Raw genomic sequence first — 26,493 nt, 5'->3', positions numbered from 1 at the left:
GTGGCGATAGCTCACTTGAAGTGGAAATACAAAATTTTCAATAAAATTTTTAAGACTCAGCGGCAGACGCTGGGTCTTTTCGCCTCCTCGATTCACCTGTCATAGCGGCGGTGAAATATAGGTAATTAGCTTCAGGAAATATTATAGAAATAATTTATTCCTATTGCCTTTTGAATGCCCCTATATAAACAATTCCTCAAACTTAATCCTTGTAATGCGAACATATATTCTGTATAATAAACACGAACGTTTGTTTCTATTTAGTGTAGATACAAAATCCATCAGGATGGAACGTTCACAACCATATCATCCAAACCAACAAACAGGAGGCTAAAATTTGTCCAGTAATCCAAAACGAAATCAATACCCAATTAAACTGTTCCACTTTAACGAGATCACCCATGTTGGCGACCAACTTTGTGCACCACAATCCAGCACTCGCACTATCACTGTATCGAACAGCATCTATCTCGATCAACTCAAACGAGTCGTAGCAGAACGTGATCCTTCCACCGATGTTACCGAAGTCATCTTTATGCTCAAAGCTGACCAAATTGATGAAGATGATCCAGCCCAACTTGCACTGTTTGAACGTATGTTACGAGAGGGAATCTACTATAATGGAAGGAAATATGTCCGTTCGATCAAGTCACCTGCGATGGGACGTACACAACGAACAGAATTTATCCAGGAAAAATATGTTGCTGATCTATATCGACACATTACACTCGGCAAAATGCCACCACTCACTAACATCCACAAATGGGAAGCAGCATTGGGCGTGAGTCCTTCGGCAGCACAGCGAGTGCCTTATATCCCTCGTATTGTCGTCATTCCCGATTATGAAAAAGATACGATCATTGAGGATGTATGGAAAGTGGAAAAGTGTGCTGAAGATTTGGAGCAACAGAAGTTGATATTCGATGAAAAGACGAAGCAACGTGAATATTTCAAAGCGAAAAAAGATTTGAAACCAACCAAGGAACAATTACATAAGTTAGAACGTATACCGAATAAAACAATCTCGTGGAATGACCGCACAAAATCTGTTCCTGATCAAAATGAATATAAAACTTTCAATGGATGGAATAAACAGAATCGTCGTGTGAAGCTAGAAGCAATTCCTTTTCCTGCTCGTTCAGTTATGTATAATGACAAATTATATCCTTGCTATTTCATCGAGCAAACAGAAGAAATTCCAATTATAGCCATCAATGAAGAGTCCATAGGATTTAAGCGAGTGGAGTATCCACAGTATGAAAATAAGAAAGTACAGTTTTTCGATGGTCAAGGTTTAATGAGCTTCCAGTTTGCAGAGTGTATTGGACAACATCTGAACCTATCCTATTCACCTAATGCAGTTCAGGGAAGACTACCATATATCAAAGGTAACTTTATCCGTTTCGATCTGTTGAAATGGTTTAAGGAAAACAACGTGACAGAGATAAAGGATGTTTTTGGTGAATCACAACCCATCATCGACAAACAGGGTCGTCCTATTGATCTTATCCTCACCAAATCCTGCTTCAAAGCATGGCATCAATACAGCGAGGGAGAAGCTAAGCCTAAATGTTTGTTTGAAAATATAGCGGAATATGAAGCATTACTGAAAGTACATAATCATAATCACTTTTGGGTAGCGAACTATGCGAAACCAGCGTACCAGATGAACGCCTACACACCACTGACATACCAATATATTCATGCGCTGAATCTCACACTAAACGATTTATTCCAATTAGCTACGCCTCTAATGGATGTCATCAAACGTGTACTACATGGACAAAAGGATGACGTCCATGGAAAGTGGCTTCGAGATATTGCGTACACGAAAGCGTTCCTACATATGCTAGTCCAAGAAGACGATGAACCGAAAGATGTAGATGAAGAACCCGATGAACCTGACGATGAAATAGAACGGAGTCAGAAGAAACAATTTATCAATGAAATTATCCAAGCCATTGACTTGAATGAACTCATGCTTTATGACGGTAATGTCCGCAAATTCATCGTGAAGCAAGCCATGCTGAAAGTACAGGATATGTTGAAAGGTCGTATTCCGATTCGAGGTAGCTACTTTTATCTAACCAATGATCCGATTGCGTTTATGGAGCATGCTAGCGGAAAACCAGTTACAGGTGTGTTAAAGAAGAACCAGGCTTTTATGAATCGGAAACGTGGAATGCATGCGCTATTCCGTTCACCGTTAACGATATTTAATGAAGTTGGCAAGCTAGATTTTGTACAAGTACATAACCAATATATTCAACATCTGGACAACGTAATTGTTCTGAACTGTTGTGATTTAACACTGGCAAGACTTGGACTCGGAGATGTGGACGGAGATACGGCTCTCTGTTCCAATGATCCCACCATACTCTCAGCCGTGATTGATGCTCCTACCATCATCAATGAGGATGATAAAAAAGTAGCTGCTCCTGTACCGAATAATATGGACAGTATCGTCAAAATGGAACTGAAAAGCCTACATAATCTAACGGGTAGATGTACGAATGTGAATACGTATTTTCAGAATGTGGCTTTGGAGGAAGGAAGCCTTCAAGCGCGCGTTTTGGAAAACTCAGTTTTAAAATTCCTCCAAGGTCAAATCATTGATGCGACCAAAAATGGATTGGAAGTAGAGATTCCATATGTGCTGGATCGTCTGGCTATCCAAATGCCGTATTTCTTTCGTTTTGTGAATGGTGGCAAAGCGGATGATTATCAGCACTCGAAGAAATCGCCGTTTAATCAATTTTGTGTTAAGGCAGAGAAGTACATAGATGACAAGTTCCAGATGAAAGACGGTAAATTGGATCAGTCTATTTTCAGCATCGAAAGTACGAGACAACTGTTACAGGATATGAGGAAGGTTAGCCAGCCGAAGTTTCTAAACTATATAGCTCGTATTGAACCGCTGTATAAAGAATACAACGAGCAGAAAAAACCAATCGATTTTCGCTTGATGCAATTGAATGAACTGAAAAAATGGGAACGGGATAATGATACCCGAAAAGCAATCAGTGCGGAATACGCTAGGTTACGAGAGGAATACAAAACTCAGTGCGAAGAGATCTGTCCTTATCCTTCGGTACTTGCCAGTGCTGCTGTTGAGATCGCATATCAAACCTACAGAACATACTCCTTTGCATGGCTGTTTGTAGATGGATTACTGGAAAATCTAAAGCAGCATGAAAATGTATTGAAAAAGGAAGTACGAAAGGTGAACCGACTCACCAATCGTAATGTAGAAGGTGGGAAGCTTACCGTTCAAGTTGGCATCGCTACAATAGATGATCTGGAGTTTCCATTCCATGTGCCGGACGGTGTTTATTCGTTATTTGAGATCATGGGACAATTCTTTATTGGATATGAAGCTGAGCGGGAAAGCGTAGTACAAACCAGTCATACGCCTTCTTTGCTGGATGGAAAAAGTACAAGACGAACATTGAGGAATTATTCGCTCGGCTTCAGCACATTGAAAAAGTCGGAGGAAGAATCGCAGTCGGTAGCTGACCAGGTATTGGGCAAAAAATTACAGATTCAGGTGGTCGAGCATTGCTATGTGCATATTGTAGATGAGCATGGGGAAAGGAAATGTATCATTCCGAGGGATCAGGTCATTCACCGAGATGAGGGGTTATCCTTCTTTGATTTTGATGGTACAGCAATTGAATTTTTATCTATTGAGAAAGTCACAAAATCAAGCTTTAAGGCTATAGTCCATATTGAATAAATTAAATCATAGTGTGTCATGATCTGGCGCCTGTTAACACGGGCGCTTGGGTGACACCTGTTAAAAGGTGCTTCAAGCATAACTATGCGGCTTGTCAGCCGGTAGAGAGGGATGTGGAAGAGATTTACCTTTCTCATTCCAATCATTAATATATGAGGAGGTCAGATATGGATAGCCATACAATTGTCATTACCCAGTCTCGGATGGCAGGATGGTTGATGTTTAATCGGTTTCATAAAATGGATGAAAAAGTAGATTTAAAGGATTCCAATCGGAAAGTATTTATATTCAAGGATTCACCTCCATTGAGGAAGGCCATGGAACAATATAACGAATTTAAACAGGTTGTCGATAACATCTATTAATAAGGGGGATCATAACAATATGACAATAGCTTTAGAGAAGCGCGATGATAAACACATGTATTATACAGATCAATTTACCATTAATGGAAAACAGATAGATGTACGGAAAAATAGCAATAGCAAACAAGTAGAAGCTTGGATAGATGGTATGTGGAAGCCGATTACCAAGGAAGATGTGGATAAGCAGTATCGGATACAGTTTGAATATTCTCCCTATGAGTTGGAGTTTTCGTATAATGGTGGCAAAACGTGGTGGACATATACGGACGAAAAATATATGACCGATTCGGAACGAGCGTATTTCAAGAAGGAGATCGCGTTTTTTGAGAATTGGGAACTTGAACAACGGATTGCAGAGGAAGAACGGAAAGCGAATGATCCTGAGTATCAAGAGTGGATTGCCCAACAATACATAGATTGGTTAGCTCATGAGGAAGAGTATTACCGGAGTCAAAGCAATACTATGCTTACATCTTATGTGGATATTCCAGATGTGTTCAAACACGATGATGAGTCAGCAGGAGAGAATTCCCCCAAATCAATTGAGCCAAATTATATGAAATATTTTGAGATTCACGGAACGCATAAGAAATTTCAACCAGTTTGGTATGCTAAAGATATTTTAGATCAGCATATGAAATGTTTTTTTGATGGTACGTTTTTGTATCGATATGATCAGGGCGTATATGCCAATGATGGTGAGCGTCACCTGGAGCAATTATCCGTTACCCTGCTGGATAATGAATTTCGCCATAGTCGGATTAAGGAAGCACGTTATTACATAGAGGCCCAAAGTTATATTGCAGGAACCCAAATGAATCTGTTGGACGACTATATTAATGTGAAAAACGGTTTGTTGAATTGGAAAACGGGAGAGTTAAGGGAGCATACGCCTGATAGACGGAGCACTATTCAATTTCCTGTCCTGTATGATCCTACGGCCAATGACCCTGTCATGCTTCAGTTTATCGAATCTGTGCTTGAACAGGATACGCATGCAACTTTATTTGAAATGATTGGCTATTTCCTGATTCCCACCTTGGAGTATGAGAAGATATTTTTATTCACAGGTACGGGAAGCAACGGGAAATCGGTATTGATTAAAACGATTGAAGCGATGACAGGCAAAGCGAATATATCCAAAGTTAAAATTCAAGATTTAGAAGGAGACAGATCAAGGTTTAAAATTGCTGAACTTTATGGAAAAGTGCTGAATTGCTTTACAGATATCCCTGCGGATGCATTGAACTCTACGGGGAACCTCAAGGTACTTGCCAGTGGTGAAGGGTTAAATGCCGAGAAAAAGGGGAAAGATCCCTTTAACTTTGAGCCGTTTTGTAAATTGTTGTTCAGCGCCAATGAGTTGCCGAAAAGTAGTGATAACAGTGATGGATTTTTTAGAAGGCTGATGGTGTTTCCTTTTACTCGTAAATTTATAGATCAACAAAAGGATACGAAACTAATTCATAAACTGACGACACCATCCGCTTTATCGACATTATTGAATTATGCGCTTGAAGGTTTAAGACGACTTGAACAACAAGGTGGATTTTCATATTCACAAACGATTAAGGATCAAGTTAAAACGTATCAAATGGAATCGGATGTCATTATGCTGTTCATAGATGAAGAATGTCAAATCGAAAGTGAAGCTTCAAAACAACATGAAAGCCGAATCGAATGTAAAAGGTTATATGCGAAGTATGCTGCATGGTGTAAACAAGGTGGATTTAAACCTGAAACGACGACTAAATTTAATAAGCATATCAAAGAAAAACTTAAGGATAAAGTGTATCAGAGGAAAGCCAGAACAACAAGTGGCAATTCAGTTCCGTGCTGGTTTGGCATCAAAATATAATGTTTCCTGTTTGGAGCATCCGTTTCCTGTTCGTTTTCTGTTTTAAATACAATTGGAAACAGAAAAATAGTTTGTTTACATAGAGAATCATGAGTTTGTTTCCATGTTTCCTGTTTTTTTAACTCTTGAGAGAAATACATATAAATAATATTTGATCGAATACTATGCGCTAGTGAGGAGTGTATATGTGATCAGGAGTGCTCAAAACTGGAAACATGGAAACAGCTTTTAAAAATCAGCTATTATAGTGGAGAAATTAGAGCAAAGATAGGAATCTGGCGTTATAAAATTGGAAACAAGCTGATGGAGAATAGGAAACATGTTTGTATATGATGGGATTGAATATATAAGTCCAGTCATGAATTTTATAGTAAAGGATGATTGGAGTTGCGAATGTAAACTTAATAAGCCGCAAAGGGGTTGGGTGTGGGAGGGGAAACGGCGGCAGGCGATACTACCGTTTACGAAGCATAGCGAAGTGGTTTTATCGCGGTTTTGAGTTTCCCCTATCCCACGTATAGATCATACATAGATTCAGCAGGATTCATGGACAATTCAAAGTCATATTATTAATTGGCTGTATATCGCTTTAAAATTTTCGTATTTCATATTGAATTTTATCTTGCTAAATATAGGCTGGTATTTGCAAAATTTTAAAATTGAAAAAGTCGAGCTTATAAAGTTTGAGATGTGTCACGTGACACAATGAGCAAATTTACAATTACAAATTAGATTACACGGGAACTCTGGCTATGAGCAAGGGTTTCTTTTTCATTTGGAGAGGAGCAACAAGAATGCTATTAATTTTACAAGCAATAATTATAGAAATATTACGATTTATTACTGTAGTTGGTGTGTTTTTCACCTGGATGTGGATTGCAGCCTTTTTAAAAATGAAGGTAGAAAGGGGGATCAAGTGGATTGGAAATCAAATTCGTAAACGTAGAAATGTTAATTCCGTACATAAAAAACGTCAGAAATAATGAGAAAGTTGTAGAAATAAAGGAGAGAGTTTTATAAATGAAGTGGATGAAATTGAAGATCGATCAACTGGTACATGCCGAATATAATCCAAGGAAGGATTTAAAAGCGGGTGATCCGGAGTTTGAAAAGATCAGGAATAGTGTTATCGAATTCGGCTATTGTGAACCGATTATTTGTAATAGTGATTATACCATTGTAGGAGGCCACCAACGTGCCAAAGTGTTGAAGGCACTCGGATACGATGAAGTCGATTGTGTCATAGTGGATGTGAATAAGTCGAAAGAGAAAGCTCTGAACATAGCGCTCAACAAAATTACAGGGGAATGGGACTTTGACGCACTGGCTACATTATTAGATGAGTTAAAAGAAGCAGAATATAATATTGAGTTAACAGGCTTTGATTGGTCTGAAGCGGAGAAGTTGCTGGATACATTACATGAAGATACAGCCGATGATGAGGATGATTTTAATGTAGAAGAAGCATTACCTGAACATCCGATCACTCGTAAAGGTGACATTTGGCTACTTGGGAAGCATAGGCTCATATGCGGTGACTCGACTAATCCGCAGGATATCGCAACATTGATGAATGGTAAGAAGGCTCAGCTTATTGTAACTGATCCACCTTATAATGTGGATTATACAGGTAAAACCAAGGATGCATTGAAAATAGAGAACGATAAAATGGACAATCACCAGTTTTATGATTTCCTATTGGCAGCTTACACTCGAATGTTTGAAGTAGCAGATGACGGGGCAAGTATTTATGTGTTCCACGCAGATAGTGAAGGTTTGAATTTTAGAAGGGCATTTATTGAAGCTGGATTCAAACTGGCACAATGCTGCATATGGGCAAAGCAAGCAATGGTAATGGGGAGACAAGATTACCACTGGATGCACGAACCTGTATTATACGGTTGGAAGCCGACAAGTGGACACTACTGGAACAGTGATCGGAAGCAAACGACATTATGGCAATTTGATCGTCCTTTCCGCAATGAATATCATCCCACCATGAAGCCGATTCCTTTGATTAGCTATCCGATTAAAAATTCTAGTAAGCTTGGTGACATCGTATTTGATCCTTTTGGTGGTTCAGGTTCAACGTTGATTGCTTGTGAGGAAACAGATCGGATTTGCTATACCAGTGAGCTTGATCCCAAATATGTAGATGTGATTGTGAAGCGATATATTACCCACATTGGTAGCGATAGCAATGTATATTTGATTCGGGAAGGTAAGCAATATAGTCATCAAGAAGTAGTTGCTGAGTCGGCCAGGTCAGAGGTATCATGTGCTGACTAAACCGAAAGGGTGATTCAATTGGGTAAGGCAAAAATGAATATGGTGATCCGATTCCTGAAGGGCATGCAAGCCGAAAAGGTAAATGTGCTAGGGGCTGAGGAAGCACAAGAGGACAACGAGTTGATTCAAAAGGTAATTGAGGATATCGAGTTGTTTTACGAGGCTGAGTTGGAAGGGTAAGCTAGAATACATATGGGGAATGGCTGATCGTTGGCTGTTCCCTTTTTTCGTTGATGGAGGTGAGTTAAGATGAGCAAAACCAATAACAATCCAAAAAGAAACAAGCCAAAGATACTAACCAAGTATGATCAATTTGTTGTGCCAAGACTGAAGGATATTCCTGTTTGGGTACGTGAAGGAGCAACAGATGAGGAAATTGCGAAACGACTAAATATTCACATTTGGACATTAGGCGATTATCGCAGGAAGCATCCTAAATTTGCGGAAGCATTGGAACGTCCAACCAAGTGGGAAACACATGTATATCCTAGACTTGCGGAAATCCAGGCATGGTTCGAAGAAGGCGTGAATGCAGAGGACATCATCAAGAAACTCGATATAGGTAAAACGACTTGGTACGAGTATATTGATAAACATCCGATGCTGGCTGAACTAGTCAAATGGAGCAAATCTGTCCCTATATCGCACGTGGAAAATTCACTTTTGAAAGCTGCTACTGGTTTTTCGTATGAGGAAATTAAAACAATAGTTGAAGAGGACAAAAATGGAAAAAAGAAGACACGTATCGAGAAAGTAAAAAGGTATCAGCCTCCCAATCCGACAGCGATGATTTTCTACTTAAAGAACCGTGCACCAAATGAATGGAATGATCGACGTGAGTTGGTGGTGAACACGAAGGCATTGGAACAAGAACGTAAGCAGCTATTTCTGGATATGATCGAAGCCGATGTAGTGGATGCCGATTATGAAGCTATTGAGGAATCGGTTGAGATGGAGGATGGATACATAGAGCCGGATGATTCGCAGCCATAACGTTATGTCGTCAGTATTTGTATAGATAAACGCCAGTTTCAGCCCTGAATTAGCCTGTAAATTGCCCAGATTCAGTGCATAAGATAAGTTATGTATGGAGTGGACTTTGCCCCACATCAACGGTATGATGTGACACACAAGCGAAGGGTGGGGACGAATATGGACTATATTCAAGGGTTTGAAGCACATTTACGGAGCAAGGATCGGAGTGAAAATACGGTTTCCTGCTATATTAGGGACGTATTACAGTTCATAGCCTGGTATCAAAGGAAAACGGAATATGGACTGGGTCAGTGGATTGAACTGGATGGGGTAGAATACAAGAAATATCTGCAAAGCACCAATCAAGCAATACTGACCATCAATCGTAAAATCGCCAGCGTCAACGTATTTGCTCAGTGGATGCACCAACAAGGATATATTAAGGAAGAAACACATATCGAAGCGGTCAGAAACAAGGTTGTTCGCGAATACAAAGGGTTAGCGGAAAAGGATTTGTGGAAGCTGCGGAATGAAATTCACCGTATGGGCAATCGGATGCATATCTGTATGATTGAATTGTTGCTGGGAACAGGGATACGGGTAAGCGAATTAGTTGGCATCAAGCTGAAGGATATTGAAATAAGTGAACGCAAAGGATTGTTGAAGGTATTCGGTAAAGGGAATTCCTTTCGTACCATACCATTGAATAAGGATGTGCGAAAAGCCATTACCCGATATCTTGAAATCAGACCACAAGTGGAATCAGAATATCTATGTATTGGCCAGCGTGGAGCTTTGGAACGAAATGCGGTCAACCTGATTTTGAACAAATACGGGGATCGGGTCAACGTAAAGGTCACACCCCATATGCTGAGACATACGCTTGGCTATAAGCTGGTCAAAACGACTCCATTGACGACCATTCAGCAAATCCTTGGACATGACCACGTAGCGACAACCAATATCTATACACTAACAACACAGCAGGATATGGTTGAAGCTTTGGCAAATATCGAGTGGTGAGAAGCCACTCTTTTTGTCGTGGAGGGAGGGGTACTTCTATGTAGATAAACGGAGCTGCCAGCAAAGGGTGCAGAAATTTTTGTGATGATTTTATAGTGAATTTGAGAAAGGAGCTAGTACCATTGAAACGATAGAGCAAGAAGAGCAACGCCAAGCTGAGCTACTTAAGCAGTATATGGAGAAGCATTTTAAACCACCGAAAATGAAACAATTGATCGAAACATTCTCTTTCTCCGAACTAAGAAAGCTAATCGGTGAGATGGACATCGAGTTTTTCGCTTTAGCCTATTTTCCTAAATACTTTGATCGAGCATTTGGCATGTTTCACAAAGAGCTATTCACGGAATTAAGACATATGCTTGCCCATACTGGACTGATTACGGCTTTCGGCCTCCCAAGGGAGCATGGAAAGTCAACAATCAGTTCTTTTTTATTTCCGCTGTATGCAACTTTATATGATAAATCACAGTTTACACTGATTATTTCTGCCACAGAGCAAATTGCATTGCCGTTCCTCGATATGATCAAAGATGAGCTGGAAACCAATCAGATGCTGATTGAGGATTTTGGGATTCGTAAAGGGAGCCGCTGGAACAACAATGAAATATGGCTCAAGAGTAAAGGTGGACTGGACTCCTGCATTATGATTCGTGGGATTGACGGTAGCTTGAGAGGAATTCACTATAAGCATCAACGTCCTACCTTGGTTCTAATGGATGATTTGCTCAAGGAAGATACCGCACGATCCGAAGCAAAACGAGAACAGATTAAAAATACATTTACGGATGTCATTCTGCCTATCGGAACAAGGGACACCAATATACTTATCTGTGGAACGATTCTCAACGAAGAAGATATCATGGCTGATCTGCTCAAAGGGAAGATACCAGGTGTGAGAAGTGTCCGTAAAGCAGCCGTGCTTCGGTTTTCAGAACGAGATGATTTATGGTCAGAGTGGGAGCGACAATATAATAACTTGCAGGATGAGGACAGGATCAATACGGCCTTGTCTTTTTTTATGGCGAATGAGGAGGAAATGCTGGAGGGTACGGAAATCCTGTGGAGCGAGTATTTAGACTATTATTATTTGATGTGCAAGAAGCAAGCCATGGGTGAAAAAAGCTTCTATAAAGAGCTACAAAACGATCCACGTTCAACAGACGAATACATATTTCAGAATCTCCTGTATTGGGACAGGTTGCCTGAATTTGAGGATATGGAAATGGCTATGTACATTGATCCAGCGATTAAAGCCGGGAAGAAAAATGACTATTCGGCTATTTCAATTATTGGTCAGCACCGAAAGACAAAGCAGATGTATGTGGTGGATGGAAATATTTATAAACTGCTGCCAGATGATTTATTCCACGTGGCTATTGAAAAATTAAAGCTTTATCCTGTAGATAAGCTGGGATTTGAAGTCAATCAGGCACAAAGCTATATGAAGCAGAAATTTGAAGAAGAGTTATGGAAGGCGAAGATACATACACCCGTAGAAAGTGTTCATTCCAAGGGGCAGAAGCATGAACGTATTATTAGCTTGGAGCCGGAAGTGAAGAAGGGGCATATTCTGTTCAATGCAGATAACCTCAGATACAACCATCAGGTGAAGGACTACAATCGAAATTGTACATATGATGACGCGCCAGATAGTTTGTATGGGGCTGTCCAATTGATTCAGTCGGTCAAGAGTCTGAAATTTTATGATCGCAGTTTGTTATTTTGAGTGCAATATTTCATATTTGATTAATGATGACAGTAGTAGGGGAATTTGCTGAGTGCTGGTTACAAGATACTATGATATACTCTCCATATATTTATTTGTCTGGAGGGAATAACATGGCATTAATCAGAAATTTAAGTAAGATAACAAGAAATTCAAGATTACAAACAGAGGCAGAGTCAACCTATAACGTTTTAATTCAAGATGGAAAAAAATACATTCAGATCAATACCTATGGATCAAAGGAACGAGTACATACCAACGTAGTGAGCCAGAGCATCCAATTAGATGAGCAAACAGCCAAACAACTGTTAGATATAATTAAAACTGAATACTCTTTGTGATTATCTGTTCACAATTATTAAGGGGGATACTGTGATGGCTACATATAAGCAAATTCAGGAATATGTTAAACAAAAGCATGGTTATGTTCCAAAAACGTGTTGGATCGCGCATATGAAAGAAATATGCGGTCTTAATCCTAAAGTGTCACCCAATCGGAATTCAGTAGATCAGAGAGTACATCCTTGTCCATTAGGAAAACAGGAATCAATTAAAGAATCTTTTCAGTACTTTAATATGCTTTAAATATATAGACTATTAGGAGTCCTCACTATTTGTGGGGACTATTTTTATGTTTAATCGAGAGGAAGTATATATTTGCAAATTACCGAACAAATCATATTAGAGTGTCTAAATGAGCTCCAATCGGCTGCATTAGCCAAACAGAAATATGCAGATTACTACAATGGCCAACATGCCATTCTCAAGAACTATGCCATGCAAGAAAGCAGAAGCAATCAAAAGCTCATTTTCAATTTTCCACGTAAGTTCGTAGATAATGAAGTGGGCTATCTGCTCGGTAAGCCAGTAAACTATGTGTCCAAGTCAGATCAGGATGAAGCCATACATAATATCGATGTGCATATGAACCATTGGGATAAGGAGCATAATTTACAGCTTCGGAAACAATCCGAAATCTTCGGTGAGAGCTTCGAATTGAACTATATTGATTCGGATCGGATGGTCAGTTCTCAGCCACAGTATTATCTCCTTTGAATGCGTTTGTGTTAGAGGACGGAACAGCAGAACGAAATGTATTACTTGGCTTACATAAATTTACCCGTCGATTCGATAAGCAAGTGTATTTGGACGTGTATACAGACCATGAGATTCTACACTATACAATCGGCAGCGATAGTAAACCTAATCAGAGTAAGCAAAACCAAGCACCTGAATTAAAATATATCGGCAAACATAATCACATCTTTGGAAGAGTACCGCTTATCTCCTGTCCAGCCAATACGGAGAGGAAAAGTGGCCTCCATGATGTGATTTCTTTATTTGATGCCTATAACGCTTTGAACTCTGATTTGGTCAATGAAATCGCAGATCATCGCAACGCCTATCTCGTGATTGAAAACGCGAAATTGGAAGCTGAAGATTTATTAAATATGAAGAAGATGGGCATTATTCAAGTTCCGGCTGGAGGAAAGGTAAGCTGGCTTACAAAGGAGATTAATGACTCTTTTGTGAAAAACGAGCTAGACAATATTGAACGCAAAATCTTCGATATGATGGATCAGGTTAACTTCAATGAAAATTGGGCTAGCAATACATCTTCCTTAGCGCTGAGAAACAAGCTGCTTAATCTGGAGAATCGAGTGGCAATGCGTGAAGCCTTAATGGAAAAGGCGATCAAACAGCGGTTACGGAATTTCTTCACGTTCCTGCACATTAAAGAAGGTGTGCAATATGATTACCGTGATATCGCGGTGAAGTTTACTCGTAACTTGCCGACAGATTTGGTGGGGATGGCTGATGTGATTGTTAAATTGCAGCAAGTCGTATCTCAGGAAACGTTGCTGACACTATTACCATTTGTGGAGAATCCGAAGCTGGAATTCAATAAATTTCATACGGAGCAGCAACGATTAGTAGATACGGCTGAGGAGAAATCGGATGCAGAATAAAAATAGGATCAAGCGGCTGGTGAAGAATAATTGTGCGTGTTATCTCGGAGCGAAGCATGGTATTACAAACTATTGCTGCTTACAGGATAGTTCCTGTATATTTTTCGCTCAAGATAATTCTCTGCCTCGATGTACATATTTTGAAAATGGGGTTTTACCCATAGATGAAAAGTTAGAACAAGAATATAAGTCTGAGCGGAATGTAGAATCTGAATTTGAAACAGCGCAACCGAGGGTAAACTGTCCGAAATGTAGGGCTACATTTTCAGCAAATTCGAATCGACAGAAATATTGTGAGAAATGCAGAGAGAAGAATGCGAACGAAAAGTCGAAGTTACGGATGCGCCAGATGAGAAAAAGCAGGCTCGATGTTACGCTTTAGGCTATTCAAAAGCCATATAAACTAAGGGTGAAAAACAACCATAAATGGTGAGGGAGTATGTTTGTACCTATTTCTCATTTTTGTGGTTTCTAATGAGTAACATCTTTGTATCAGATATGACGTTAAACGAATTCAACATATATATGCGTGTTCGAAAGCTCGAACCTATACAGACTCAGTGTTACGCTTTAGGCTATCCAAAATCCGCATAAACAAAGGTTGAAAAATACCCAAAAGTGGGGAGTTGGCATGTTTGTACCTTTTCCTCGTTTTTGTGATTTCTAATGCGTAACAAATCCTGTCCTGAGCATGACATTAAAAGGCTCCATACATACATAAGCGTGTTCGGTTCTACAGAGTCGAATGGGCGATAAAGGAGATTAACGAAAATGAATTTAGAACAAATGAAGCAGTTGATTGAAGAAAACCAAACCAATGAGGAATGGCGGACATATCTTCAGGATTTAAATCCGTATAGCGTAGAGGGGATAGAGCGATTCATTCAATCTAATCAGCAAGCAAAAAGTTGGTTCGATAGCACAGTGGACAAACGATCCGCTAAATCACTGGAAACGTGGAAAGCCAATCATTTGGAAAGTGCAGTAGATGTTGAGATCAAGAAGCGATTCCCGGCTAAGGATGAGAGAGAAATTGAAGTCGAGAAGCTACGAGCCGAAGTGGAGAATATGAAGCTAGAGAAGCAGCGTGAACGGTTAACCAGCCAAGCGATCAAAATTGCATCCAAAAAGAAACTTCCACTTCCGTTAGTGGATTTTTTTATTGGTGCAGATGAAGAAGTGACAACAGCGAATTTGGCTATGTTGGAACAATCGTTACAATTGGCAATTCAACAGCAAGTTGAGCAACGACTTAAAGGGGAAGGCTATACCCCTCCAACTAGTTCAACGAATAGCACATTTACATTAGAAGCGATTAAAGGCATGTCGCCAAACGAGATTAATCAGCATTGGGATCAAGTCAAACAAGCATTACAAAACAAACAATAATCAATAGAAAAGGACAGGGTGATTAGAATATGACAGTACAAAATTTTATTCCTACGATTTGGAGCGCACGTTTAAATGAAAGTCTGAAAAAGAATTTGGTATATGGGAACGTGGTCAACACTGATTATGAAGGTGAGATTAAAGGTCAGGGTTCCACCGTGAAAATTAATTCCATTGGGGCAGTAACGATTGGCAACTATGATAAAGTGGCAGGAATCAGTAATCCACAGGAACTGGACGCTACGCAAAAAACGTTGGTGATCGATCAGGCGAAGTATTTCAATTTTCAGGTGGATGATGTCGATGCTGCTCAAGCGAATGTAAATTTACTCGATGGTGGAATCGTAGAAGCCTCTTATGGACTGGCCAATGTAGTGGATCAGTATCTTGCTGGATTTTATACGGAGGTTAAAGCTGAGAATACGATGGGCAATGATACAACGCCTATTGTTCCAACCAAAGATACAGCCTATGATTTGCTAATTGATCTTGGCGTGATGATGGATGAGAACAATGTACCTGAAACGGAACGTTTTGTGGTAGTTCCTGCATGGTACTATGGCTTGCTGCTGAAAGATGCTCGTTTCACCAAAGACCCAAATATCATCCGTACAGGCTATGTCGGAGATATCGATGGGATGACCGTTTACAAATCCAACAATGTGCCAAATACAGGAGGAGCCAAGTATAAAATTATTGCAGGTCATAAAAGTGCGATTTCGTTTGCTGGGCAAGTGGATTCGGTGGAAGCCTTCAGACCAGAAAAACAATTTTCAGATGCGGTGAAAGGGTTACAGGTGTTTGGAGCCAAATGTATCAAGCCTGAAGCTCTCGCTGTACTTACAGCCAATAAGTCTTAATTAAAAGTGGGATCATATGAAAACACATTATAATAGAAGAAACACGTTCGGGGTATCCGTTTTGGATGCCCTTATTTTTAATTTTGGAGGGTGATAAGATGTGGTTTTTGAATCAGGAAACAGGCTGCACATGGGAAGTCACAGATCAGGAGTTAATGCTGCGGTTACAGGCTAGTGGGCATTATGAGCAAGTAGAGGAACCGCAACCAGATGAGACTAAGCAAGAAGCAGCCCAAACGAAAGTACAAGTTACCAAGAGCATGAAGCGTACCGAGAAGGAACAGGTAAAGGAGGAACAGGAACCAGCACATGAGTGATTCATTGATTTTACTTAAACGGTTATTAGGCATGGAACCAACAGACATATCTAAGGATGATATCCTGATCCATTATTTGAATAAAGCGAGGAGTAACATTTATGGCTATTGTAATGTTTCAACACTACCAGTGGAATATGATGATGTTATGGTCGATTATGCGGTGTATCTCTATAAAAATAGGGATTCGGTTGGCTTAACACATAAGCAAGAAGGTGAACGCTCAGCCACCTATGAAACAGGCATTCCTGAAAGTATTCGACTGGCTCTTCCTCTACCTAAAATCAAGGTCGGGACAAATTAATGTTCTACGATACGAAGCTGGAAATTTTGGATAATGCCAATTTCACACCTGTTCTGTCGATGATGGCAGATGTACAACCTTATCGCAAAAGTTTTTCATTTGAAGATGGTTATATACTAGAGACGACATATCGAGCTTTCTGTCCACTGGAATCCTTATTGCAATTAAACGGCTATGTTCGAATTAGCAAGGATATTTTTATTATTTTGGACATGAAAGAATGGAGCGATTATATGGAGTTGTATCTGTATCGCTGCAAGCCAGACTTTGGATTGGAGGTAGAGGAGTGACAAGGAGCCTAGAGCCGATGATGGATTTCTTTCTGCGAGAGAAGGGAGATCTTGTGCATATCAATAGTGTAAAGCAGCTTGCTCTGATCCGAGATGCGACAGATATCATTCAAATAACTGATGAAAAAAATTATTCGGGCAGCGACACCTTTACATACAGGAAATATCGTAGATTATCGCTATGAGCGTTATTTAATTACCAGTCAGGTGGATCAAAATGAAAAGTCGTGTCGAGGCAGGATGCGAAAATGTAATCAACGGTTGGCTTTAAACTGGAGTGGACAGGTGAAATGGTTTGATGCTGTGGTGGAAGCCAGAACGTTTTCAACGGAAACAGGTAAAGTTATTTCAATACCGGAAGGAAACATTCTGGTCAATCTACAGGAAAACGTAGATACGAGGGGCATTACATTAAGCCAACGATTTTATATGACTCATCAGCCGTTTAAAGTGACTGGAATTGATTGCACGATGAATGGCATCATCCAGTTAAGCTGCACATTGGATAGTATGAATACAGCTTATGATGACGTGGAAAATAACATTGCAGACAGATGGAAGTACGAGATTGCTCATACCTACGCATTACATATTCATCAGGGAACAATAGCCCATGTACCTCTAAACGAAACAATACCGTTGAATGTGACCGCTACGGATAATGGGAATGGATTGGCTAATCCGGCGATTACCTATATATCTAGTGATCCAAGTGTGGTTAGTGTAGATCAGCAAGGCCAGGTGATGGGTATCGCTTTGGGACAAGCAAGCATCACCGCAAAATTAACGTATTACCCAACAGTACTAAGTACCATTGAAATGAGAGTTGTCGAAACAGGAACACATTTCTATGCGATAACCATTATCGGCAATTCAGTTCTAAAAACAGGCCAAAGCGCCTCATACGTCAGCCATATCTATGATCATGGAATGGAAGTGTTTGACCAGTCTGTAGAGTGGAGTCTACAAAATCAGGATCATTCAACTCCTATCATGGGGAGCGTGACAGCGAGTACAGGAAATAGTGTAACCATAAAAGCAGGAAGCAGTAGCGGGGCGAACAACAAAGTCCTTGTGTTGACAGCTACCTTAGTAAGCAATCCTAGCATTACCGCAGAAAAGAACATTGGCCTTAAAAATTTATTCTAAGCTTTGGTTTGCCCTAGAGGTGAGCCATTTTTATTTCAAAGGAGCACATACATATGCAACGAAAATCTATTGATTATCTACTGAGTCTAAGCCTATTGAATCAATTGAGATCACAAAATGTAATTACAGAAGAAGAGTTCATAGCGATTGATGAGCTGAATAAAAAGTCTTTCAAGTAGCTATCACATGGGCAGAAATGGACTTGATCATGCACCGCAAGCATTATACCATGTGACCGTATAAAGAAGATATCGAAGGGAGAAACACTTATGGCACAAGCCGCAACCGCAAAAAAAATCGTCGTCGTTCCCATTAAAACGATGGACATCGTAGAAGGAATTCAATCAATTCAAAAGAAGAAAGTCGCTGCCTATTGCCGAGTCAGTACAGATTCCGAGGAGCAAAAGGAGAGCTATACCAATCAGGTAAACCATTATACACAATACATTCAAAACAACTTGGAATGGGAAATGGCTGATATTTACGCAGATGAAGGCATCACCGGAACCAGCACTAAAAATAGAACGCACTTTAATCGCATGATACAGGATGCCCGAAACGGTAAACTGGATCTTATACTGGTCAAGTCGATTTCGAGATTCGCTAGGAATACACTGGATTTATTGAAATATGTACGGGAACTCAAGAGTCTCGGAGTTGCAGTATTTTTTGAACGAGAGAACATTAATACGCTGGATACAACAGGTGAAGTATTGCTGACCATCCTGAGTTCTCTAGCCCAAGACGAGAGTCGAAACATTTCGGAAAACAGCCGATGGGGAATACTGCGTGGCTTCCAAAACGGCAAAGTCTTCTGCAACACCACTCGCTTCCTCGGTTACGATAAGGATGAACATGGTGAATTGGTGATTAACGAGCCAGAAGCAGAGATTGTACGCAGAATATATGAGGAGTATTTGGATGGCAAAAGCTATCAGGCGATAGCTAGAGGATTGATGCGAGACCACATTAAAACAGTCACGGGTGGCGATACTTGGTGGGATTCCTCCATTACCTTAATTCTGACCAATGAGAAATATTACGGAGCTTTGCTTCAGCAAAAGACGGTAACGGTAGGTTTTCTAACCCATAAACGAATAAGGAATAAAGGACAGGAGCAGCAATATTTAATTGAGAACAACCATGAACCGATTGTATCCAAGGAACTATTTGAAGCGGTGCAAAAAGAGAAGGCACGCCGTGCCAAGCTAAAAGGTAATGTCATGGGGGAGAGTAAAAGATACTCCAGTAAATATGCACTGAGCAGTAAAGTATATTGTGGATGCTGTGGAGCCATTTTTAAACGCCGAACCTGGAACAGCAATAACCCATCCAAGAAGGTTGTATGGCAATGCAAAACGTATGTCAATGAAGGGAAAGCAGCCTGTGCTGCCAAATCAGTCGATGAACAAGTTTTACATTCCGCGTTTGTACGATTGTTCAACCGGATGTATGAGAACAAGAAAAGGTTGATTAAAACGCTGAAAGGCAATATTGAATCGATACTATCGAGCAAAGTAGAGCAAGAACCGCTATTGGATATTGAAGGGCAGATGCAACAATTGAAATCCGACTTGAAGGAATTAGTGAATCTCAAGCTGCGGAATCAGATTGATGAGATTGTATATAATGAAGAAACGAACAGACTTTCCAGTGAGCTCAACGAGCTACGGCAACAGATGCTGATATTAGAGGAGGAAGACGATCAGAAGGAGAAAATCAAGGAACGTGTCGATGAAATCATACAAATCCTAAGCTCACGGCAAGATATACTGGAACAATTTGATGATAACCTATTTAATGCGTTGGTGGAGAAGATCACGATTCTCTCACCAGCGCATTTTATTTTTAGCTTGAAAAGTGGAATGAGCATAGACGAAATACTGGACTAACGAAATCATAGGCTAATGCGATCAATGGGCTAACAAATATTTGTGGGTTGTATGACGGGAAGAATCAAACGAATACCGTCTTTTACTCCTTCCATATAGATGGATTGCTTGTCCTGACTTAGCTGATAGCCTATGGCTTCTTCCCATTCGGATAGTAGTTGCTGAATATCCCCGTTTTGATTCATTTTGAATTGCTCAACTTGAGTGAACAGAATTTTGTCCTCTGATGAACATGAAGCCTGTTGTTCACTGGCGAGCTCTAATTGATAAAATCGTTGGCGTAATGCTTCTTGAAACCATTCTGGCCAATTTGACATTGTGTGCTTCCCCTCCCGTTGATTGAGTGTGTGTATGTCAACTCTGATGGGGAGGGATGGCAAGAATAAATTCATCCTATACCGTTTAATATGGGAACTTAGAATAGTTAATACTTTTTTACTTAGTAGTTTGACTGTGATAAATAAATATGGATGAAAATTGAAAACAGTAAGAGAGCGTTATGTTTCATTAGTTTTAAACAGTGCCGATTTTGTTTTTGATGTCTTTAAGTGACTTAGAAGCAATTTCTCTTGCTTTTTGAGCTCCTGCTTTAAGAATTGAGTCAAGATATGCTGCATCGTTTAAATATTCAAAGTATTTATTCCGTGAATCTCTAAAATAGTCCTCTATTGTCGCTAACAGTTCTTTTTTTACGTCTCCCCAGGCAATTCCTTTGTAAAATCTTTCACGCATTTTATGAACTTGAGATTCATCGGAAAATTCCTTATACAGAGAAAATAAAATTGAATCGTCAGGATCTTTAGGAGCTTCAGGAGGCAAGGAATTTGTTTTTATTTTAAATATTATATTTTTAAGGGTCTTACTATCCGAAAAAATAGGTAAAGTATTATTATAGCTTTTACTCATCTTTCTTCCATCAACACCAATTAATACTGACGACTGATCAGCTATTTGATATTCGGGTATGGTAAAAGTTTCACCATACAAACTGTTGAAGCTTTGAGCAATATCTCTAGCTATTTCGACATGCTGAATTTGGTCTTTACCTACAGGGATTACATTTGAATGGAATAAAAGAATATCAGCCGTCATTAAAATCGGGTATGTATATAATCCCATATTTATATCAGTATCTGGATCTATACCCGCTTCAATATTTTTATCTCTTATGGATTTATAAGCATGTGCTCTATTCAATAGCCCTTTAGAAGTATGACATGATAAAATCCAAGAAAGTTCGAAGATTTCAGGAATATCAGATTGTTTATAAAAGATAACTTGTTCCGGATCTAAACCTAAAGCCAACCAAGTAGCGGCTGATTTATATATGTATTCCTTCATTTTAGGGCCATTTTTTAATGCCGTTAATGCATGATAATCTGCGATAAAATAAATATATAAACCGCAATTAAGATTATAACCTGACCAACAGGCGATCAATCGTTTCCAACGGCCGCTTATTGATTCGCTTCATAAACTGGCCGACATGAAGCTTAATCTTGTAGAACTTTTCAAAAAAGACGTTATTGACTACGTCGGATTTAAGCCACAGCCATAGTCCCTCGACCGGATTCAGGTTGGGACTATAGGGCGGTAGAAAGACCAAATGAAGGCGCGGATGTTCTTTCAGAAAAGGTTGTAACCCGGTGGCATGATGAATCCGGCTGTTGTCCAGAATGATAGCCATTGTTCCATTAGGGTACGCCGACAGAAGATCCTGGAGGAAGCGAATAAAAGCGTCCACATCGGCCTTTTCTTCTTCACGGTGATGCACCTGTCCGGTTTCATAGTTAATCGCGGCGAATAACTTGGCTCCTTCATGCTTCCCATACGTTGGTACTTTACGCTGCTTGCCGCGCGGAAACCAGTTATATTGCAGCGCCTGATAGGAACGAATCATCGATTCGTCTTCAAACAGCAGATGATCGATTTCTTCGGCTTCCACCTGCTTTTTAAGCTGGGCGAAGGTGTGCTTACGGAAAACCGCTTGGGTCTCCTCATCAGCTTTGGCCAGTGTATAGGTTGCTTTAGTGAAGCTGAAGTTCATGCGTCTAAGCATGGCGCTGATTCCGCGCACACTCATCGTAACGCCAAACTTTTGCTTGATCCATTCCGCTACGAGCGGTAGGGTCCAGGTATAGCGAGCTTCAAAGCCTACATCGGCTGGCTGTTGCTGCTCCAGCATAGCGGCTAATTGGATGCGTTGCTCTTCCGTAAGCTTAGGCGGTTGTCCAGGGGAGTGTCCTATTTCCAGTCCGGTAAGGCCCTGCTCTTGGTAGCTCTGCCAATAGATACTGACGGTTTGACGCATGCGACCGAGTAGATCACCGATCTCCGAAAACGTGTGTCCTTCCAGACGAAGACGAACGGCCAGGTATCTTTCGTAAAGTCGTTTATCGGCTGTTTCTTTCATGGCTTTATTCAGTTGCTCGATTTCTTCGCTCTTCATTTTTATCGCCACCTTGGGTTTGATCTTTCTATTCATTACCCGATTAGGCGATGGGTGTGATGCTGTTGGTTTCTTAATTGCGGTTTATATAGAAGAAAATTGGGTTGCTTTAGATAGTTCTATTGCCGGCTTGATTGCACCGATGTAATTCCCTAGATGTAATTCACCAGTAGGTTTAATACCAGTTAATGCGACTTTCTTTTGAATATTCAAAATATCACCATCTCTTCTTTTTTTAGTATATGATATCATTAAAGGGGCTAATTTGTATAGGAATTTCATATGTCTGAACATAAGCAATTTAGCAAGTTAGAGTCTATAATGCTGTACTGTTGGTTTGAATATACACTGCTCTCTTAAGTTGACCTACCCTAAGAACTTAAATTTGGTTATAGCATATAATATTAGTTGTTTTTGATGAAGGGTAGCACCTTAAGATTCATCCCTGTATACAAACTTGTAAAAACAATAAATAGACCTAGTATTGTTAATATCCAAGATGGAGATATAATGGAGGAAAATAAACTGCCCACTAGAATTGAAACTGAAGAAGCACTTCTTGATAAAACGCGATTAATTGAAGAAATCCTTCCGATATATTCATAACTAGTATTTATTTGAATAATACTTTTAATAGCTATATTGAAAAATGATAAACTAATTCCAAATAAAAAAATAAGTAAATTACTAATTAAAAAGTTTATTGTAGATATGTTAATAAACAATATTAAAAAAATGCCTATAGCAATCATTGAAAATACATATGTTTTTCTCATTCCAAATTTTTTGCTGATTCTAGAAAAAAGGATTGTACCAATTAATAATCCAAAACCCTGAAATGACATGTACATTCCTATATTTTGGACGGACACTCCATTTTGTTGAAAATGAAGAATAAAGAGAATGCTATTAGCCCCTATTCCTAATGCTATAACCCAAGTTGAAGTAAGTGTAGAGAGCAGATTTTGATTTTGTTTAAGTATATCGAATCCTTCTTTTAGTTCCTGTATGATGTTTATATTTTTTTTGATTAAGGTTTTTTGTGTTTCATTCCATCTAGTATTTATAAAACAATATCCAATAGCGCTAATTAAAAAAGAAGCAGAATTCAACATAAATGTTCCTGAGTAGTTCAGATGTTCAATAAAAACTGTTCCCAATATGGGTCCTAGAATCAAGGCAATTGAGTTTAATAGTAGCAATAGTGAATTTGCTTCAGATAGATTTTTATTATCAACTAGTGATTTAATTATTGTAACTTGGGTTATAGCCGAAAATGATGAAGTAATTCCTGTCATAATGGTTATAAGGATTAGTATCCAAGGCGCATAAATTTCTGGAATGAAAATTAAATAAAAAATAATAAGTGATCTACAAATTTCGGAATTTACTATAATGTATTTTTTATTGCTCCTGTCAATAACAGTTCCTGCAAACAAACTTACTAAAATAGTTGTTATAATTTCAATAAAAGATATTAAACCGGTTAGTACAGATGAATTTGTTAATTTATAAACATACAATGGTAATGCGATTAAATGGAACGCGCTTGCAATTTGGGATAGCCCTTGGCAAATAAATAATACAAGGAAGGCAGGTTTTTTTAAAAGTGTCAGCATATATAATTCTCCAAAGGATAAATTTATTAGAACTTTTTGATTGCTATATTAATTATTGTAATGTTGTTCTTAAAAGTATCCTTGAGCGCCATATTAACATTTTGTAGGGTAGACTCTGGAGGCATAAAATGTCCTGATTTATTATTTACTACGCATCCCTTTATCTCTTTAGAATTGTTTTTCACAAATATAATCTCTCCTGCTCCTTGAATAATAATGTCTTTTGTTTTTACTAAATATGGATGTATTAATGAGTACCCTTGATTTGATTTAAATTCTTTTCTAAAAACTAAATCAATAATTGAAATAGGTTGTTGGTAAATAATCAATTCACCATACTTATCAACTATATATATATATACATTATCAGAGATAATATGGTGTGAATGTGAATAGTCACCTTTTAATGTGTAAGTTTCATTTTGTACTTTTTGAGCAGTAGGTTGGTAATGTTTGATATAGTAGTTATAATCATATTCTAGAAGTGTTTTTTGGTTTTTGAGATATTCTTTTATTATATGAAAATTATGTTCAACCAAAATTATTCGACTTGTTTTGTCATAATGATCTTGAAGGATTATTGTTGCTTTTTCTAGCTGTGCTGATAAAGCAGCTTTGTCACTCTCGTCATTTAGATTAATAAACATCTTTAAGATAGATATTAATATATTATATTTAATGACGAGTGAGGTAACAGAATAATAACCGTATTTTAAGCTATATGTCTCAAGATATGAATGCAATTCGTTTATTTCCTCATGGAATGGAGTCATTTTCTATAGACCTCTCGCTAAAGAATAATCTTTTTCTAACTGATTATTTATTATCTTTTTTAATTCAGTCTGAATCCCCAAAGATTGAGTAAATGAATATATTGAATCATAAAAATAGGATTGTTGTTCAAGAAGTGTGGGTTTTTTTAGAAGAAAATAAAACAATTCTTCTAAAAATAAACTGAATCTTCCGTTGAATAATTCTTTTGTTATAGTCCTAATAATTGATGGAGTACCTGTTCTATTCCAAAATAAATCAACAAGTCTATTAATTACAGTTGCAATTTCAATTTCTTCTTTTTTAAATGTATTTGTTTTTCTAATAGTATAATTCGTGCTATCAAAATCAAAACCGAATTGTTTGATCTGTTCCGCCATTACTGTGTTAGGTAGTATTTTTAATACATTAGAAAGAATCTTTACATTTCCTAAATTGAAGCAGTAATCTAATGTTTCGTACCAATCATTTAGGGATTCCTCAGGTAATCCAATAATTGTATTGACATTAACTTCAATATTATAGTCGATGAGGTATTTTACGTTTTGTTCTATTTTACTCCAATTATTTCTTCTCTTAATTAAACGCAAAGTCTTCTCATGAGCAGACTGTAATCCTAATTCTACTGATAGACAGTTTGCCTGGGCCATTAATTGAATTTCTTCTAATTTTAAATTTTCTGGTTTTATCTCCGCATGAAAAGTCCACGATCGACTATACGTTGTAAGCAGATTTAGTAGTTTGATTGTTCTTTTATTACTAAGGTTAAATGTACCATCAAGAAAACTAGTATGTTTAGTATTCTTATCAGCAAAGAATTTCAAATCACTTTCGATACGTTCCATTGTGATACTTTTATATGGTTTATGCCCCTGATCACAAAAAGTACAATTAAAAGGACATCCCCTTGAAGTTTCATATTGAATACTTTCTTTTTCTAGCGATTCATCCATCAGTTCAGGTAATTCGATGTATGGATTAGGTAAGTAATTGATGTTCTCATTATCATCATAAATTATTAGATCTGAAGATAATTCAGGGTGTTCTTTGTAAAGAGTATAAACACCTTTATATGCAGTGATATTTTGGTTCATAGAGAGGCATTTTAAAATGTGGAGTAATGGTTTTTCGCCTTCTCCAACAACTAACGCATCTAATATATTGTTTTCAACTAATTCTTTCAATTCCTTGTTGTCAAAGCTAACGTGTGGTCCTCCTAGGACTAGTTTTGTATTGAAGAATTGTTGTTTTGATTTTAATTCATGTATAAGCTCTTTTATTTGGATATGATTCCATATGTACATGGAGAAGCCAATTACATCGCAATTTATGTTGTTCAAGTAATCTACAACGGTTTCATTTGATGTTTGGTAATTAAAGCTTGAAACAATTACGTCAACGTTGATAGAGTTTACACTGGCATACTTATTAATGAATGCCTTAAGTATCCAAATACCATACGGAGGCAAATCAAAGCCTTCTGCATTAATTGTAAGTAAGCATAATTTCAA

The 26,493-nt window shown here is 38.5% G+C and carries 28 protein-coding genes and 1 pseudogene; 22 read left to right on the top strand and 7 right to left on the bottom strand.

What is annotated here, in order from left to right:
* Nucleotides 1–337: 337 nt before the first annotated feature.
* From ACQ4MX_RS09665 to ACQ4MX_RS09560, 22 genes are all read left to right on the top strand, one after another.
* The gene (locus ACQ4MX_RS09665; protein ID WP_431090330.1) at nucleotides 338–3,736 is read left to right on the top strand and encodes an RNA dependent RNA polymerase; all 3,399 of its coding nucleotides are present in this window, start codon (nucleotides 338–340) and stop codon (nucleotides 3,734–3,736) included.
* 167 nt (nucleotides 3,737–3,903) lie between these two features.
* Nucleotides 3,904–4,101, top strand: coding sequence for a DUF5659 domain-containing protein (locus tag ACQ4MX_RS09660; protein ID WP_179031563.1), 198 nt, complete (start codon nucleotides 3,904–3,906; stop codon nucleotides 4,099–4,101).
* 19 nt (nucleotides 4,102–4,120) lie between these two features.
* Nucleotides 4,121–5,959, top strand: a complete 1,839-nt coding sequence (locus tag ACQ4MX_RS09655; protein WP_431090328.1) for a DNA primase family protein — start codon at nucleotides 4,121–4,123, stop codon at nucleotides 5,957–5,959.
* 794 nt (nucleotides 5,960–6,753) lie between these two features.
* Nucleotides 6,754–6,942 (top strand): hypothetical protein, encoded by a 189-nt coding sequence (locus tag ACQ4MX_RS09650; RefSeq protein ID WP_431090327.1) that lies wholly within the window; start codon nucleotides 6,754–6,756, stop codon nucleotides 6,940–6,942.
* A 37-nt stretch (nucleotides 6,943–6,979) separates the two neighbouring features.
* Nucleotides 6,980–8,248, top strand: coding sequence for a site-specific DNA-methyltransferase (locus ACQ4MX_RS09645; protein WP_431090326.1), 1,269 nt, complete (start codon nucleotides 6,980–6,982; stop codon nucleotides 8,246–8,248).
* A gap of 18 nt (nucleotides 8,249–8,266) precedes the next feature.
* Nucleotides 8,267–8,428 (top strand): hypothetical protein, encoded by a 162-nt coding sequence (locus ACQ4MX_RS09640; protein WP_431090325.1) that lies wholly within the window; start codon nucleotides 8,267–8,269, stop codon nucleotides 8,426–8,428.
* Between the two features lie 69 nt (nucleotides 8,429–8,497).
* Nucleotides 8,498–9,241, top strand: coding sequence for a transposase (locus tag ACQ4MX_RS09635; protein ID WP_431090324.1), 744 nt, complete (start codon nucleotides 8,498–8,500; stop codon nucleotides 9,239–9,241).
* A 159-nt stretch (nucleotides 9,242–9,400) separates the two neighbouring features.
* Nucleotides 9,401–10,246, top strand: a complete 846-nt coding sequence (locus ACQ4MX_RS09630; RefSeq protein ID WP_431090323.1) for a tyrosine-type recombinase/integrase — start codon at nucleotides 9,401–9,403, stop codon at nucleotides 10,244–10,246.
* A 175-nt stretch (nucleotides 10,247–10,421) separates the two neighbouring features.
* Nucleotides 10,422–11,972 carry a phage terminase large subunit gene (gene terL, locus ACQ4MX_RS09625; RefSeq protein WP_431090322.1) on the top strand — a complete coding sequence of 517 codons (1,551 nt, stop codon included), beginning with the start codon at nucleotides 10,422–10,424 and terminating at the stop codon, nucleotides 11,970–11,972.
* Nucleotides 11,973–12,085: 113 nt separating this feature from the next.
* Nucleotides 12,086–12,313 (top strand): hypothetical protein, encoded by a 228-nt coding sequence (locus tag ACQ4MX_RS09620; protein WP_431090320.1) that lies wholly within the window; start codon nucleotides 12,086–12,088, stop codon nucleotides 12,311–12,313.
* A gap of 34 nt (nucleotides 12,314–12,347) precedes the next feature.
* On the top strand, nucleotides 12,348–12,557 hold the full coding sequence (locus ACQ4MX_RS09615) for a hypothetical protein (protein WP_431090319.1): 210 nt from the start codon (nucleotides 12,348–12,350) through the stop codon (nucleotides 12,555–12,557).
* A gap of 72 nt (nucleotides 12,558–12,629) precedes the next feature.
* Nucleotides 12,630–13,028: a phage portal protein gene (locus tag ACQ4MX_RS09610; protein ID WP_431090318.1), complete on the top strand. Its 399-nt coding sequence runs from the start codon at nucleotides 12,630–12,632 to the stop codon at nucleotides 13,026–13,028.
* 8 nt (nucleotides 13,029–13,036) lie between these two features.
* Nucleotides 13,037–13,942, top strand: coding sequence for a phage portal protein (locus ACQ4MX_RS09605; protein WP_431090317.1), 906 nt, complete (start codon nucleotides 13,037–13,039; stop codon nucleotides 13,940–13,942).
* A gap of 771 nt (nucleotides 13,943–14,713) precedes the next feature.
* Nucleotides 14,714–15,331: a DUF4355 domain-containing protein gene (locus tag ACQ4MX_RS09600; RefSeq protein ID WP_431090316.1), complete on the top strand. Its 618-nt coding sequence runs from the start codon at nucleotides 14,714–14,716 to the stop codon at nucleotides 15,329–15,331.
* Nucleotides 15,332–15,360: 29 nt separating this feature from the next.
* Nucleotides 15,361–16,191: a P22 coat protein - protein 5 domain protein gene (locus tag ACQ4MX_RS09595; RefSeq protein WP_431090315.1), complete on the top strand. Its 831-nt coding sequence runs from the start codon at nucleotides 15,361–15,363 to the stop codon at nucleotides 16,189–16,191.
* Nucleotides 16,192–16,289: 98 nt separating this feature from the next.
* A complete protein-coding gene (locus tag ACQ4MX_RS09590) occupies nucleotides 16,290–16,508 on the top strand; it encodes a hypothetical protein (RefSeq protein WP_431090314.1) in 219 nt (72 codons plus the stop codon).
* The gene (locus ACQ4MX_RS09585) at nucleotides 16,501–16,812 is read left to right on the top strand and encodes a phage head-tail connector protein (RefSeq protein WP_431090313.1); all 312 of its coding nucleotides are present in this window, start codon (nucleotides 16,501–16,503) and stop codon (nucleotides 16,810–16,812) included. The genes ACQ4MX_RS09590 and ACQ4MX_RS09585 overlap by 8 nt, the downstream gene beginning before the upstream one ends.
* Nucleotides 16,812–17,102 (top strand): hypothetical protein, encoded by a 291-nt coding sequence (locus ACQ4MX_RS09580; RefSeq protein WP_431090312.1) that lies wholly within the window; start codon nucleotides 16,812–16,814, stop codon nucleotides 17,100–17,102. Before ACQ4MX_RS09585 ends, ACQ4MX_RS09580 begins: the two co-directional genes overlap by 1 nt.
* Nucleotides 17,099–17,287 (top strand): hypothetical protein, encoded by a 189-nt coding sequence (locus ACQ4MX_RS09575; RefSeq protein ID WP_431090311.1) that lies wholly within the window; start codon nucleotides 17,099–17,101, stop codon nucleotides 17,285–17,287. Before ACQ4MX_RS09580 ends, ACQ4MX_RS09575 begins: the two co-directional genes overlap by 4 nt.
* A 100-nt stretch (nucleotides 17,288–17,387) precedes the next feature.
* Complete coding sequence (locus ACQ4MX_RS09570; protein ID WP_431090310.1) at nucleotides 17,388–18,251, top strand: Ig-like domain-containing protein; 864 nt, start codon at nucleotides 17,388–17,390, stop codon at nucleotides 18,249–18,251.
* Between the two features lie 53 nt (nucleotides 18,252–18,304).
* Nucleotides 18,305–18,430, top strand: a complete 126-nt coding sequence (locus ACQ4MX_RS09565; RefSeq protein WP_431090309.1) for an SHOCT domain-containing protein — start codon at nucleotides 18,305–18,307, stop codon at nucleotides 18,428–18,430.
* A gap of 90 nt (nucleotides 18,431–18,520) precedes the next feature.
* A complete protein-coding gene (locus ACQ4MX_RS09560; protein WP_431090308.1) occupies nucleotides 18,521–20,143 on the top strand; it encodes a recombinase family protein in 1,623 nt (540 codons plus the stop codon).
* Between the two features lie 29 nt (nucleotides 20,144–20,172).
* On the opposite strand, the gene ACQ4MX_RS09555 is transcribed toward ACQ4MX_RS09560, so the two are convergent.
* From ACQ4MX_RS09555 to ACQ4MX_RS09525, 7 genes and pseudogenes are all read right to left on the bottom strand, one after another.
* Entirely contained in the window at nucleotides 20,173–20,460 is a 288-nt protein-coding gene (locus ACQ4MX_RS09555) for a hypothetical protein (RefSeq protein ID WP_431090307.1), read from the bottom strand.
* 196 nt (nucleotides 20,461–20,656) lie between these two features.
* The gene (gene trpS / locus ACQ4MX_RS09550) at nucleotides 20,657–21,583 is read right to left on the bottom strand and encodes a tryptophan--tRNA ligase (protein WP_431090306.1); all 927 of its coding nucleotides are present in this window, start codon (nucleotides 21,581–21,583) and stop codon (nucleotides 20,657–20,659) included.
* On the bottom strand, nucleotides 21,558–22,592 hold the full coding sequence (locus ACQ4MX_RS09545) for an IS630 family transposase (RefSeq protein WP_431085585.1): 1,035 nt from the start codon (nucleotides 22,590–22,592) through the stop codon (nucleotides 21,558–21,560). The genes trpS and ACQ4MX_RS09545 overlap by 26 nt, the downstream gene beginning before the upstream one ends.
* 108 nt (nucleotides 22,593–22,700) lie before the next feature.
* Nucleotides 22,701–22,844, bottom strand: a pseudogene (locus tag ACQ4MX_RS09540) (hypothetical protein); the annotation flags it as partial.
* Between the two features lie 152 nt (nucleotides 22,845–22,996).
* Nucleotides 22,997–24,211: an MFS transporter gene (locus ACQ4MX_RS09535; protein ID WP_431090305.1), complete on the bottom strand. Its 1,215-nt coding sequence runs from the start codon at nucleotides 24,209–24,211 to the stop codon at nucleotides 22,997–22,999.
* Nucleotides 24,212–24,237: 26 nt separating this feature from the next.
* Nucleotides 24,238–24,984: a hypothetical protein gene (locus tag ACQ4MX_RS09530; protein ID WP_431090303.1), complete on the bottom strand. Its 747-nt coding sequence runs from the start codon at nucleotides 24,982–24,984 to the stop codon at nucleotides 24,238–24,240.
* Between the two features lie 3 nt (nucleotides 24,985–24,987).
* Entirely contained in the window at nucleotides 24,988–26,493 is a 1,506-nt protein-coding gene (locus tag ACQ4MX_RS09525) for a B12-binding domain-containing radical SAM protein (protein ID WP_431090301.1), read from the bottom strand.

The organism is Paenibacillus sp. 8b26 (assembly GCF_050626875.1).
In the GTDB taxonomy this organism is placed as follows: Bacteria; Bacillota; Bacilli; order Paenibacillales; family Paenibacillaceae; genus Paenibacillus.
Note: the sequence above shows the minus strand (reverse complement) of the source record. Positions and strands in the feature narration are given on the sequence as shown.